The organism is Pulveribacter suum, from assembly GCF_003013695.1.
GTDB lineage: Bacteria > Pseudomonadota > Gammaproteobacteria > Burkholderiales > Burkholderiaceae_C > Melaminivora > Melaminivora suum.
Map to the genome: position 1 here is coordinate 231,355 of NZ_CP027792.1, position 12,150 is coordinate 243,504.

The 12,150-nt window shown below is 71.0% G+C and carries 11 protein-coding genes; 2 read left to right on the forward strand and 9 right to left on the reverse strand.

The features are described from left to right. Positions 1-39: 39 nt before the first annotated feature. The 6 genes from C7H73_RS01010 to pyk all read right to left on the reverse strand — a co-directional run bounded on the left by C7H73_RS01010 (position 40) and on the right by pyk (position 6,957). Complete coding sequence (locus tag C7H73_RS01010; RefSeq protein WP_106844949.1) at positions 40-1,527, reverse strand: NAD(P)(+) transhydrogenase (Re/Si-specific) subunit beta; 1,488 nt, start codon at positions 1,525-1,527, stop codon at positions 40-42. A 12-nt stretch (positions 1,528-1,539) separates the two neighbouring features. After that, complete coding sequence (locus C7H73_RS01015; protein ID WP_106844950.1) at positions 1,540-1,869, reverse strand: NAD(P) transhydrogenase subunit alpha; 330 nt, start codon at positions 1,867-1,869, stop codon at positions 1,540-1,542. Between the two features lie 57 nt (positions 1,870-1,926). Further along, positions 1,927-2,661 carry a hypothetical protein gene (locus C7H73_RS01020; RefSeq protein WP_227001378.1) on the reverse strand — a complete coding sequence of 245 codons (735 nt, stop codon included), beginning with the start codon at positions 2,659-2,661 and terminating at the stop codon, positions 1,927-1,929. A 21-nt stretch (positions 2,662-2,682) separates the two neighbouring features. After that, positions 2,683-3,798, reverse strand: coding sequence for a Re/Si-specific NAD(P)(+) transhydrogenase subunit alpha (locus C7H73_RS01025; protein ID WP_106844951.1), 1,116 nt, complete (start codon positions 3,796-3,798; stop codon positions 2,683-2,685). A gap of 214 nt (positions 3,799-4,012) precedes the next feature. Next, on the reverse strand, positions 4,013-5,077 hold the full coding sequence (gene fba / locus C7H73_RS01030; protein WP_106844952.1) for a class II fructose-bisphosphate aldolase: 1,065 nt from the start codon (positions 5,075-5,077) through the stop codon (positions 4,013-4,015). A 443-nt stretch (positions 5,078-5,520) separates the two neighbouring features. Then, on the reverse strand, positions 5,521-6,957 hold the full coding sequence (pyk, locus tag C7H73_RS01035; RefSeq protein ID WP_106844953.1) for a pyruvate kinase: 1,437 nt from the start codon (positions 6,955-6,957) through the stop codon (positions 5,521-5,523). A gap of 224 nt (positions 6,958-7,181) precedes the next feature. On the opposite strand from pyk, the gene C7H73_RS01040 reads away from it, so the two are divergent. Beyond that, positions 7,182-8,060 carry a transporter gene (locus tag C7H73_RS01040; RefSeq protein WP_106844954.1) on the forward strand — a complete coding sequence of 293 codons (879 nt, stop codon included), beginning with the start codon at positions 7,182-7,184 and terminating at the stop codon, positions 8,058-8,060. Here the strand turns inward: C7H73_RS01040 and C7H73_RS01045 are convergent. The 3 genes from C7H73_RS01045 to C7H73_RS01055 form a co-directional block, all read right to left on the reverse strand. Beyond that, positions 7,990-9,387 (reverse strand): aminopeptidase P N-terminal domain-containing protein, encoded by a 1,398-nt coding sequence (locus C7H73_RS01045; protein WP_106847479.1) that lies wholly within the window; start codon positions 9,385-9,387, stop codon positions 7,990-7,992. The two genes, C7H73_RS01040 and C7H73_RS01045, sit on opposite strands and share 71 nt — an antisense overlap. Before the next feature lie 28 nt (positions 9,388-9,415). Next, on the reverse strand, positions 9,416-10,153 hold the full coding sequence (locus C7H73_RS01050) for a sulfite exporter TauE/SafE family protein (protein WP_227001379.1): 738 nt from the start codon (positions 10,151-10,153) through the stop codon (positions 9,416-9,418). 107 nt (positions 10,154-10,260) lie between these two features. Continuing rightward, complete coding sequence (locus C7H73_RS01055) at positions 10,261-11,019, reverse strand: nucleotidyltransferase family protein (protein ID WP_106844955.1); 759 nt, start codon at positions 11,017-11,019, stop codon at positions 10,261-10,263. 56 nt (positions 11,020-11,075) lie between these two features. On the opposite strand from C7H73_RS01055, the gene C7H73_RS01060 reads away from it, so the two are divergent. After that, complete coding sequence (locus tag C7H73_RS01060; protein ID WP_106844956.1) at positions 11,076-12,149, forward strand: hypothetical protein; 1,074 nt, start codon at positions 11,076-11,078, stop codon at positions 12,147-12,149. Position 12,150 lies beyond the last annotated feature (1 nt).

The following is a 12,150-nucleotide window of genomic DNA, read 5'->3' on the forward strand; positions in this document are numbered from 1 at the left end:
GTTATACGCAAAAAAACAGGCGGCGGCCGCATGCCACTGCTATTCGATGGCCTTGCCGATGTCCTCGACCACCTTCTTGGCGTCGCCAAAGACCATCATGGTCTTGTCCATGTAGAACAGCTCGTTGTCCAGCCCAGCGTAGCCGGCCGCCATGGAGCGCTTGTTGACGATCACCGTCTTGGCCTTGTAGGCCTCCAGGATCGGCATGCCGTAGATCGGCGAGCCCTTTTGCAGCGCGGCCGGGTTCACCACGTCGTTGGCACCCAGCACGATGGCCACGTCGGCCTGGCCGAACTCGCCGTTGATGTCCTCCATCTCGAACACCTGGTCGTAGGGCACCTCGGCCTCGGCCAGCAGCACGTTCATGTGGCCGGGCATGCGGCCGGCGACGGGGTGGATGGCGTACTTCACCGTCACGCCGTGCTCGGTCAGCTTTTGCGCCAGCTCCTTAACCGCGTGCTGCGCGCGCGCCACGGCCAGGCCGTAGCCGGGCACGATGATCACCGTCTCGGCCTGGCTCAGGAGGAACGCCGCATCGTCGGCGCTGCCGCTCTTGACGCTGCGCTGCTGCGTCGCCGCCCCGGACGCCGCGGCCGCGGCGTCGCCACCGAAGCCGCCCAGGATCACGTTGAAGAACGAGCGGTTCATCGCCTTGCACATGATGTAGGACAGGATGGCACCCGAGCTGCCCACCAGCGAGCCGGCGATGATCAGCATGCTGTTGTTCAGCGAAAAGCCGATACCCGCCGCCGCCCAGCCCGAATAGCTGTTGAGCATGGACACCACCACCGGCATGTCGGCGCCGCCGATCGGGATGATGATCAGCACGCCCATGACGAAGGCCAGCGCCAGCATGGCGAAGAAGGCCGTCCAGCTCTCGGTGGCCATGAAGACCAGGCCCAGGCCGACGGTCGCCAGGCCCAGCACCAGGTTGACCAGGTGCTGGCCCTTGAACACCACCGGTGCGCCCTGGAACAGGCGGAACTTGTACTTGCCCGACAGCTTGCCGAAGGCGATCACCGAGCCGCTGAAGGTGACGGCGCCGATCGCCGCGCCCAGGAACAGCTCCAGCCGGTTGCCGTAGGGGATGGGGGCGCGCAGGGCGCCATCGATCAGCAGCGTGCCGGCCGCGGTGGGAATGGCGGCGGCTGCCGCCACTGGCGCGGCGGTGATGCCAAACGCCCAGGGCTCGGCCACGGCGGCCACGGCGATGAACACCGCAGCCAGGCCGATCATGCTGTGCATGAAGGCCACCAGCTCGGGCATCTTGGTCATCTCCACCCGCTGGGCCATCACGGCGCCCGCGCCGCCGCCCACCACCAGGCCCAGCAGCACCCAGGAGAGGCCCAGCGCCGAGCCGGCCAGGGTCACCACCAGCGCGGCCGTGGTCAGCACCGCGATGGCCATGCCGGCCATGCCGAAGGCGTTGCCGCGGATCGAGGTGGTGGGGTGCGACAGGCCCTTCAGGGCCTGGATGAAGCACACGCTGGCCACCAGGTACAGCAGCGTGACGAGGTTCATGCTCATGCTTGCCGCTCCTTATTTGATAGCTGCTTGCGCAGTGCTGGCGGGCGTTTTGCGCTCTTTTTTCTTGAACATCTCGAGCATGCGGCGCGTCACCAGAAAGCCGCCGAAGACGTTCACTGCCGCCAGCGCCACGGCCAGCACGCCCATGGTCTTGGCCAGGCCGCCCTCGGTCAGGGCGGCGGCCAGCATGGCGCCGACAATGACGATGGCCGAGATGGCGTTGGTCACGGCCATCAGCGGCGTGTGCAGCGCGGGCGTCACCGTCCAGACCACGTGGTAGCCCACGTAGATGGCAAGCACGAAGATGATCAGGTTGATCAGGGTGGGCGAGACGGACTCCATGGGTGGCTCCTTGGGATTGAAAATTCGGTGGGCCGGGCCGCTCTCTCCCGCCCCGCTCTACTGCGGCAGCGGCTGCGGGAAGGGCGGCAGCACGAAGCGTCCGTCCATCATGGCCGGGCTCACGCGCGCGGCCTCGCGCAGCTGGTGCATCCATTCCTGCGCCGGGCGGCCGGCGCGCAAAAATTCCAGGTTGTTGTGCGTGGGCGGGCGCAGCAGGCGCTGGTCGGCCAGCACGTCCACGGCGATGAAGCCGCCCTCGGGCGTCGAATAGCGGTAGGCGATGTGCGAGTGCGGCTGCGCCGGCACCGCCTGGTGCGCGGCCAGCAGGCGCGCCAGCTGCGGGCGGCTGGCGGCCAGATAGCCCTCGGTGTCGGCGCGGCGGCGGTAGCGCAGGCAGTCGATGCGCACGCTGCTGCCGTTGGCGGCGTCTTCCACCTGCACACCCTTTTGCGCCGGGCAGCTCCAGGTCCACAGCGTCTCGTCGCGCGGGTAGTTGTCGGCGTTGCTTTGCACCAGCACGCTGGCCAGCAACTCGCCGCTGCTGCTGCGCAAGCCCAGCAGGCGTGACTGCATGGGCAGGTCGTGTGCGGTGTCGTCGGGCAGCACGTCAAAGACCGTGCTGTCGCCGGCCAGCGTCGTCCATTGGCCGGGCGGCAATTGCAGCTGGGCGCGGCCCACGCGCACCAGGTCGGGCTGCACCGGCGCGCAGCCGGCCAGCAGGGCGGACAGCGCGGCCACCGCCAGGGCGGGACGGCGGCAGCGGCGCCAGGAGAAAAAAGGCAAGAAGTTCAAGACGGCATTCCCATGAAGTGGTCAGGTACGCGTGATCTTGCCTTCATGCGCGACCAGGCAGGCAACGACGATGTCGTCGGCCTGGTCAATGTGCAGCGCGCCGTCCTTGCCGATGATGAGTTTGAGGAAGTCCAGCACGTTGCGTGCATACAGGGCCGAGGCGTCTGCCGCGACCAGCGCCGGCAGGTTGGTCTCGCCCACCAGCGTCACACCGCGATGCACCACCGTGCGCCCCGCCTGGGTCAGCGGGCAGTTGCCGCCCTGGGCGGCGGCCAGGTCCACGATGACCGAGCCCGGCTTCATGGCCTCGACCATCTCCTGCGTGACCAGCACCGGCGCGGCGCGGCCCGGGATCAGCGCCGTGGTGATGACCACATCGGCCTGCGCCACGCGCTTGGCCACCTCCAGCTTTTGCCGGTCCAGCCAGCTTTGCGGCATCGGCCGGGCGTAGCCGCCCACGCCCTCGGCGGCTTCCTTTTCTTCAGCCGTCTCGTAGGGCACGTCGATGAACTTGCCGCCCAGCGATTCGACCTGTTCCTTGACGCTGGGGCGCACGTCAGACGCTTCGATCACCGCGCCCAGGCGCTTGGCCGTGGCAATGGCCTGCAGGCCCGCCACGCCCACGCCCAGGATGACCACGCGCGCCGCCTTCACGGTGCCGGCGGCCGTCATCAGCATGGGAAAGAAGCGCTGGTAGCGGTCGGCGGCGATCATCACCGCCTTGTAGCCGGCCACGTTGGCCTGCGACGACAGCACGTCCATGCTCTGCGCGCGCGAGGTGCGCGGCGCGGCCTCCAGCGCATAGGCCGTCACGCCGGCCGCTGCCAGGCGCTGCAGGCCGGCGGCATCGAACGGGTTGAGCATGCCCACCACGGTGCTGCCGGCGCGCAGCAGCGGGCCTTCGGCCTCGGACGGGGCGCGCACTTTCAGCACCAGCTCGCAGCCCCAGGCGCCGGCGGCGTCCACCACCTCGGCGCCGGCGGCGGCAAAGGCCGCGTCGGTGATGCTGGCGCCCGTGCCCGCGCCAGACTGCACGCGCACGGTGTGCCCCTGCGCCTGCAGCTTCTTGACGGTCTCCGGCGTCGCGGCCACGCGCGTCTCGCCAGGCAGGGTCTCGGCGGGCACTCCGATCAGCATGGTGTCATCCCCTTTGTTGTTGCACAGGAAACGTCCTGTTGCGTATTTCTACTTACCGCAAGCTTACATGAAGCAACCCGCATTTTTAGCACGGTCGTGCCAAAAAGCGACGCGGGTGCCCTACGGGAATTTGCGACTGGACAACCAAGCCGCAGGCGAAAAAAAACCCGCTGCACAGCGCAGCGGGCTTTGCCGGTCAGTGGCGGGCCCAGGCTCAGTTCACCAGCTGCTTGAGCTCGCCGGCGGCGTAGCGCTGGGTCATCTGCGCCAGCGTCAGGCCGCGGATCTTGCCGCCCTGGCCCTCGCAGCCGAACTCCAAGTAGCGTGCCTTGCACACCGCCTTGGCCGCCTCGCGCGCGGGCTTCATCCACTCGCGCATGTCGAACTTGTCCGGGTTCTCGGCCTGGAACTTGCGCACCGCGCCGGTCATGGCCAGGCGGATGTCGGTGTCGATGTTGATCTTGCGCACGCCGTGCTTGATGGCTTCCTGGATCTCGGAGACCGGCACGCCGTAGGTCTCCTTCATCTTGCCGCCGTACTGGTTGATGAGCGCCAGCAGCTCCTGCGGCACGGACGAGCTGCCGTGCATGACCAGGTGCGTGTTGGGGATGCGCGCGTGGATGGCCTTGACGCGCGCGATCGACAGCACGTCGCCCGTGGGCGGGCGCGAGAACTTGTAGGCGCCGTGGCTGGTGCCGATCGCAATCGCCAGCGCGTCGAGCTGCGTGGCGGCGACGAACTGCGCGGCTTCCTCGGGGTCGGTCAGCAGCTGGTCGTGGCTCAGCTTGCCCACCGCGCCGATGCCGTCTTCCTCGCCCGCCTCGCCGGTCTCCAGCGAGCCCAGGCAGCCCAGTTCACCCTCCACCGTCACGCCCACCTGGTGCGCCATCTGCACCACCTTGCGGGTGACCTCGACGTTGTAGTCGAAGGACGACGGCGTCTTGCCGTCTTCCATGAGCGAGCCGTCCATCATCACCGAGCCGAACCCCAGGTCGATGGCGCCCTGGCAGATGGCGGGCGAAGTGCCGTGGTCCTGGTGCATGACCAGCGGGATGTGCGGATACGCCTCGACGGCCGCCTGGATCAGGTGCTTGATGAAGCTCTCGCCCGCATATTTGCGTGCGCCGGCACTGGCTTGCAGGATCACGGGCGCCCCCACCTCGTCGGCAGCGGCCATCACGGCCTGCACCTGCTCCAGGTTGTTGACGTTGAAGGCGGGAATGCCATAGCCGTTTTCGGCGGCATGGTCGAGCAGTTCGCGCATCGAGACGAGAGGCATGGGAGTGATGGATCCGTTCGAAGATTGCTGGGAGTGCGGCGGTAACCGCTTCGTAACCGGCGATTTTACCGATCCGGCATTGCGCCCGCGCCCCGTGGGTGAACGGTTCGTGAATCACGTCTTCAGGGCGCCTTCAGCCCGCCGCACCACGGTGCGTGGCTGCGGCGCCGCGCGGCGGTGCCATTGCCCGGGGGCTGCCGCTCACGCTGGCTCCCGACCACGACCTCTTCCTGGCCCTCAACGCCTCGCCCGCCACCCCGCACGCCGTGGTGCAGCTGGCGCGCGCAGCCTTCCTGGCGCTGCCGTGGGCTGCCGGCGCGGCGCTGGTGCTGATGCTGGCGGGGGCGGCTGGGGCAGCAGGGCCTGGGCGTTCACTTCCCCTCGGACATGCTGGCCGGCGCGGTGGCGGCCTGCACGGTGGTGTGGCTGGCGCGCCGCGACCTTCAGCGTGCCCGGCAGATCTTGAGCATGTTGGTGCCACCCGGCTGGCCCATGGGCTCGCCGCAGGTGATGGCGTACAGGTCGCCCTGCTGCACGATGCCGCGCACCTTCAGGTGGCCCTCGGCCTGCTCCAGCGCCGTGTCACGGTCGCAGCTGGTGTCCATGAGCAGCGGGCGCACGTTGCGGTACAGCGCCATCTTGCGCTGCGTGGCCACCTTCGGGGTCAGCGCATAGATCGGGATGTGGATGCGGTGGCGGCTCATCCACAGCGCGGTGGAGCCGCTCTCCGTCATGGCCACGATGGCCTTGGCGCCCAGGTGATGCGCGGTGAACAGGGCCCCCATGGCGATCGACTGGTCGATGCGCCCCAGCGTCTGGCCGGTGAAGTCCGAATCGCGCTCGGGGTCCTCGGCGGCCTCGGCGGCGGCGCAGATCTTGGCCATCTCCTGCACCGTCTCCAGCGGGTACTTGCCGGCGGCCGTCTCGGCCGAGAGCATCACCGCGTCCGTGCCGTCCAGCACGGCGTTGGCCACGTCGCTGACCTCGGCGCGCGTGGGCACGGGGTTGGTGATCATGCTCTCCATCATCTGCGTGGCGGTGATGACGACCTTGTCCATGTCGCGCGCCATGCGGATCATCTTCTTTTGCAGCGCCGGCACGGCCGCGTTGCCCACCTCCACGGCCAGGTCGCCGCGCGCGACCATGATGCCGTCGGACACGCGCAGGATCTCGTCCAGCAGCGGCACGGCCTCGGCGCGCTCGATCTTCGCAATCAGCCCGGGCTTGTGCCGGTACGGCGCCGCCGCTACGTTGCACAGCTGGCGCGCCATTTCCATGTCGGTGGCGTTCTTCGGAAAGCTCACCGCCACATAGTCGGCCTGAAAGCCCATGGCGGTACGGATGTCCTCCATGTCCTTGGCCGTGAGCGCCGGCGCCGTGAGGCCCCCGCCCTGCTTGTTGATGCCCTTGTTGTTGGACAGCTCGCCGCCGATGCGCACCGTGGTGCAGACCTGCTCGCCGCGCACGGCGTCCACGGTGAGCTCGATCAGCCCGTCGTTGAGCAGCAGCACGTCGCCCGGCTTCACGTCGCGCGGCAGCTCCTTGTAGTCCAGGCCCACGCCGGCCTCGTCGCCAGGCTCGGCGCGCTCGGCGTCCAGCACGAAGGGCTGGCCGGCCTGCAGCATCACGCGCCCTTCGGCAAACCGGCCCACGCGGATCTTGGGGCCCTGCAGGTCCGCCATGATGGCCACCTCGCGCCCGGCGCGCTGCGCGGCCTCGCGCACCATGGCGGCGCGGTCCACGTGGTCCTGCGCCTTGCCGTGGCTGAAGTTCAGCCGCACCACGTTCACGCCGGCGGCGATCATGCGCTCGAGCAGTTGCGGGTCGCTGGACGCGGGCCCGAGGGTGGCGACGATCTTGGTGGCGCGGCGGATTCGCATGGGTCAGGGTCTCCAAAGATGTAATCGAGTTTCGATTTTTGCACGGATCGGGTTACGTCGCGGTTCCAGGCGCCCGGCGCCCTACCGGGCAGCGCCGAGGTTGCGCCAAATCAATTGAGAATGGTTCTCGCTCGACAACATAATGCGCCGCCGCACTCCCATCCGCGGCGCCGGCCGGGCGCAAGGCGCCCAGCCCGGCTGCTCCCTTCCAACGCGCTTGCGACATGCCTGTTTGCTTTTCCCCTCGCGCCCGCTGGCTGGGCGCGGCGCTGCTGGGTGCCGCCGGCGCCGCCCAGGCCACCCACCCGCTGGTCACGGACGACACCGCCACCCAGGGCGCCGGCCACTGGCAGCTGGAGGCCAGCACCGACCACACCCGCGAGCGCGCCGCGGCCGGCACCGGCTGGCAGCGCGCCACCAGCGTCACGCTGACCCATGGTCTGGCCGATGCGCTGGACGTGGCCGTCACCCTGCCCTGGCAGCACTGGCGCGAGGCGGGCGGGCCGCCCGTGCGTGGGCCGGGCGACGCCGCACTGCTGGCCAAGTGGCGGCTGCTGGAGGACGAGGCGCAGGGCTGGAGCCTGGCGCTGCGCCCGCAGCTCACGCTGCCCAGCGGCAGCCAGGCCAGGGGGCTGGGCACTGGCCGCGCGACGGCGGCGCTGGCGCTGATCGCCAGCGTGCAGCGCGGGCCCTGGACCTGGCTGGCCAATGCCGGCGTGACCTGCAACTGCAACCGGTCAGGCGAGCGCAAATACCTGTGGGCCGCTTCGACCGCCGTGCAGTGGGCCGCCACGGCGCAGTGGAGCCTGGTGGCCGACTGGGGCGCCAGCCGCGCCGCCGAACGCGCGGCGCGCACCGACCGCTTCGCCCTGCTGGGCGCCATCTGGCACCTGCGCGAAGACCTGGACCTGGATGCGGGCTGGCGCCGCAGCCTGGGCGCCGCAGCCTGGGCGCCGCCCCCCGGGCGCAGACGCTGGGCGCCGGCCTCACGCTGCGCTGGTGAGGCCTGGCGCCCGGCAGGCTGGCCTCTCCTCAGGCCGCCGCGGCGCCGTCCCGCATCAGCGCCTCGATCTCATCGGCCTGCACGGGCACGCCCCGGGTGATCAGCTCGCAGCCGCCCTCGGTGATGATGGCGTCGTCCTCGATGCGGATGCCGATGTGGTGGAACGGCTCGGGCACGCCGGGCGCCGGGCGCACGTAGATGCCTGGCTCGATGGTCAGCACCATGCCGGCGCGCAGGATGCGGCTGGGCCGGTTGGTGATCGTCTCGCCCGACAGCGGGTCGCGCCGCTGGCTGGTCTGGCCGACCTCGGACGGCTCCACGTAGCTGCCGCAGTCGTGCACGTCCATGCCCAGCCAGTGGCCGGTGCGGTGCATGTAGAACTGGAAGTAGGCGCGGCTGTCGATCACGTCCTGCGCGTTGCCGACCTTGTTGCTGTCCAGCAGGCCCAGGTCCAGCATGCCCTGGGCCAGCACGGCCACGGTGGCGTCGTGCGGGTCGTTGAAGCGCGCGCCGGCCCGGGTGGCCGCCACGGCCGCCTCCTGGCTGGCCAGCACCAGGTCGTACAGCGCGCGCTGCGGGCCGGAAAAGCGCCCGTTGGCGGGGAAGGTGCGGGTGATGTCGCTGGCGTAGCCGTCCAGCTCGCAGCCGGCGTCGATCAGCACCAGCTCGCCATCCCGCACGGGCGCGGCGTCGGCGCGGTAGTGCAGCACGCAGGCGTTGGCCCCGGCGGCGACGATGGAGCCGTAGGCCGGGTACTGCGAGCCTTCCTCGCGGAAGGCGGCCAGCAGCTCGGCGTCCAGGTGGTATTCGCGCACGTCCTGGCCGGCGCGCAGCATGCGAGCGCTGCGCTGCATGGCGCGCACGTGGGCGCGGGCGCTGATGGCGGCGGCGCGGCGCATCACGTCCTGCTCGTGCGCGTCCTTGATCAGGCGCATCTCGTCCAGCAGCAGGCACACGTCGGCCTGCTCGGGCGGGCACAGCACGCCGTAGCGGGCGCGGGCGCGCACCTGGGCCAGCCAGCCTTCGACGCGCGCGGCCAGGCCGTCGTGCGTGGCAAACGGGTACCACACGCGCTGGCGGTTTTCCAGCAGGCGCGGCAGCTCGGCGTCCAGCTGGCCGCTGGGCAGCGCCGCCTGCACGCCCAGCGTGGCGATGGCGGCCTCGGGCCCCAGGCGGTAGCCGTCCCAGATCTCGCGCTCCAGGTCCTTGGGCTGGCACAACAGCGTGGCTTGCCCCTCGGCCGTCAGCACCAGGCAGGCGCCGGGCTCGGCAAAGCCGGTGAGGTAGTAAAAGTAGCTGTCGTGCCGGTAAAGAAAGTCGCTGTCCCGGTTGCGCTGGCGCTCCGGTGCCGTGGGCACGATGGCGATGCCGCCCGCACCCAGCTGGGCTGCCAGGCGCTCACGCCGCTTTGCGTAGATGGTGGTCATGGCGGCCATCGTAGCGCCTGGCAGGGCCTCACAGCGCCGTGGCCAGCAGGCTGGCGCCGGCCATCAGCAGCAGCGTGCAGACGATCCAGCGCACCAGCGGCACGGGCAGGCGCAGCGGGTGGCGCGCCTGCAGCCAGGTCACGCCGACGACCACCGGCAGCGCCAGCGCGCTGGCGCCCACGACGCTCCACTGCAGCGCGCCCGCCAGGCCCACAGAGGCCAGCCGCACCAGCGCCAGCACCGTGAACAAAATCACCAGGCACTGGCGCACCACCATGGGCGGCAGCGGCTGGCGGTACAGGTGGTAGACGATGGGCGGGCCGGCGGTGGAAAACAGCCCGCCCAGCACGCCCGAGACCAGCCCCACGCCCCACAGCACGCCGGTGCCCGACGGCGCCCGGCGCGGCTGCGAGCGCGCCAGCAGCAGCACCGCGCAGGCGATGATGGACACGCCCAGCACCACGCGCAGGCCGTGCAGCGTATTGCCGCTCAGCCAGGCCAGCAGCGCCAGTCCCAGGCCCACGCCCGCCACGCCGCTGATCAGCGTGGGCTTGAGCAGGTCCCAGCGCGGCGCCAGGCGATGGCTGCGCAGGTAGGCCAGGCCGTTGACGGCCGACAGGATGCTGGCGATGTTGGCCGCGTCCGCGATGGGCATCAGCGACAGCGCGCCGGCCGCGCCCACGAAGATCAGAGCAAAGGCAAAGCCCGTCAGGTTCTGGCAGAACGACGCCACCGCTGCCAGCAGCGCCATCTGCGCGTAGTCCACCGCTCCCAATTGATCGCACTCCCCGAAGGCCCCGGCCCGCGCCGCTGGAGCCAAAAAAAGGGCAGCAGTCTGCCCGCTTTCGGCCGCCGGCGCTGGCAGTCGGCCTCTCAGGTGTTGAGCTGCGCCAGCCGCTCGGGCGTGCCGACGTCCACCCACAGCCCCTGGTACAGCTCGGCCGTCACGCGGCCGGCGACCATGGCGCGGCGCAGCAGCGGCGCCAGCGGTGCGGCCACGCCCTGCGGGTTGCCGGGCGGGATGTCGCACCACGGCGGCGCGAACAGCTCGGCGCGCAGCAGGGCCAGGGTGCTGTAGGTGTGGCGCGGCGCGGCGCTGGCCTCGGGCAGGCTCAAAGCCAGGCCCTCGGACGACAGGCCGAAATCGCCGCGCGGGTGGTGCGCCGGGTTGGGCACCAGCCACAGGTGGGCCAGCGCGCCACTGGCGGCAAAGCGCCGGGCGCTGGCGGCGTCGAAGGCGAAGCCGGGCGCATACACGTCGCCCGCGGCCAGCCAGAACACCGGCGCGCCCAGCAGCGGCAGCGCGCGGGCGATGCCGCCGGCCGTCTCCAGCGCGTGGCCGAAGTCGCGGCCCTCGTGCGAGTATGAAATGGATAGCTGCCCGCGCTTGTCCCGCGCGGCCTGGAGGCCGAAAACGCTTGAAAACCGCTGGCTGACCTGCTCGCCCAGCCAGGCCGTGTTGATGGCCGCGTGCCGCACGCCGGCCGCGGCCAGGGCGCGCAGGTGCCACTCCAGCAGCGGCCGGCCGCGCACTGCCAGCAGCGGCTTGGGCGTGGTGTCGGTCAGCGGGCGCATGCGCTCGCCGCGGCCGGCGGCCAGCAGCATGGCGGGGATCGGGGGCATCGTCGTCATGGGCGCGCAGTGTAGGGCGGCGGTTTCATAATGGCCGCGCATTTGCCGCGCCGCCCATGCCCACGTCCGCCGCCTCCATCGCCGCCACCGCGCACCAGCGGCAGTGGCGCGCCCTGGGGCTGCTGTGCGGCCTGGGGCTGGGCCTGGCGCCCATCGCACCCGAGGTCTGCGCCGCCCTGCGCGCTCTGGTGGGCGCCGACGCGGCGGCGCTGTTCTGGCTCGATGCGCAGGGCCGACCCGAGGGCTTCTTCCACGAGGATTCGCCGGCCGAGGTGCAGGACCTGTTCCTGAACGAATTCGAGCGCCTGTTCGCCGGCCCGGACGAGATCAACGTACACACCCTGGCACGCATCGACGGCCCGCGCATCGGCCGGCTGATGGCGCCGGGCGCGCAGTACTTCCGCTCCAACTCCTACAACCTGCTGGTGCGCGCCAGCGGCCACCGGCACACGCTGGACCTGCGCGTGGAAGCGGGCGGGCGCACGCGTGCCATCGCGATGCTGTTTCGCGCGTCGGGCGCGGGCTTCACGGCGGACGACGCGGCGCTGCTCGAGCGCTCGGCCGGCTGGCTGGCGCGTGCGTTCGAGCGGCCCATCGGGCGCGACTGCAACCAGGCCGGCGGGCACGGCGGTCCGCTCGGCCACGTGGTGCTGGACGCCGCAGGCCAGCGCCCCTTGTATGCCGACGAGACCGCCACGCAGCTGCTGCGCCAGTCCAACCTGGCAGGCCTGGGCCTGCGCGCCGCAGCCGCTCTGGCGCTGCCGCCCGACCTGCCGCAGCGCCTGGGCGTGGCCCATGCCGGCGCCGCCGCGCGCAGCGCGGTGCCGGGCGGCTGGCTGGCGGCCAGCCGGCTGGCGCTGCACGCGCTGGCTGGCGGGCCGGCGCAGCACCTGCTCACGCTGCAACTGCAGCGCCCGCTGGGCGTGGAGGTGGTGCGCCGCGTGCTGGCGCTGCCGCTGTCGCCGCTGCAGGGCGACATCGCCCTGCTGGCCGGCCTGGGCCATGCGCGCGCCGACTGCCACCGGCTGGCCGGCGTGAGCGAGGCGGCACTGAAGAAGCACCTGCGCGTCGTCTTCGCGGCCACCGGCGCTGCCGACTGGGAAGACCTGGCGCAACGGCTGCGCCTTTGAA

Excerpts from the sequence above, each read along its gene's own strand:
- C7H73_RS01060 (WP_106844956.1), top strand. The coding sequence starts at position 11,076 with ATGCCCACGTCCGCCGCCTCCATCGCCGCCACCGCGCACCAGCGGCAG.
- C7H73_RS01025 (WP_106844951.1), bottom strand. The coding sequence starts at position 3,798 with ATGCTGATCGGAGTGCCCGCCGAGACCCTGCCTGGCGAGACGCGCGTG.
- C7H73_RS01040 (WP_106844954.1), top strand. The coding sequence starts at position 7,182 with ATGCCTGTTTGCTTTTCCCCTCGCGCCCGCTGGCTGGGCGCGGCGCTG.
- C7H73_RS01045 (WP_106847479.1), bottom strand. The coding sequence starts at position 9,387 with ATGACCACCATCTACGCAAAGCGGCGTGAGCGCCTGGCAGCCCAGCTG.
- pyk (WP_106844953.1), bottom strand. The coding sequence starts at position 6,957 with ATGCGAATCCGCCGCGCCACCAAGATCGTCGCCACCCTCGGGCCCGCG.
- C7H73_RS01015 (WP_106844950.1), bottom strand. The coding sequence starts at position 1,869 with ATGGAGTCCGTCTCGCCCACCCTGATCAACCTGATCATCTTCGTGCTT.
- fba (WP_106844952.1), bottom strand. The coding sequence starts at position 5,077 with ATGCCTCTCGTCTCGATGCGCGAACTGCTCGACCATGCCGCCGAAAAC.
- C7H73_RS01055 (WP_106844955.1), bottom strand. The coding sequence starts at position 11,019 with ATGACGACGATGCCCCCGATCCCCGCCATGCTGCTGGCCGCCGGCCGC.
- C7H73_RS01010 (WP_106844949.1), bottom strand. The coding sequence starts at position 1,527 with ATGAGCATGAACCTCGTCACGCTGCTGTACCTGGTGGCCAGCGTGTGC.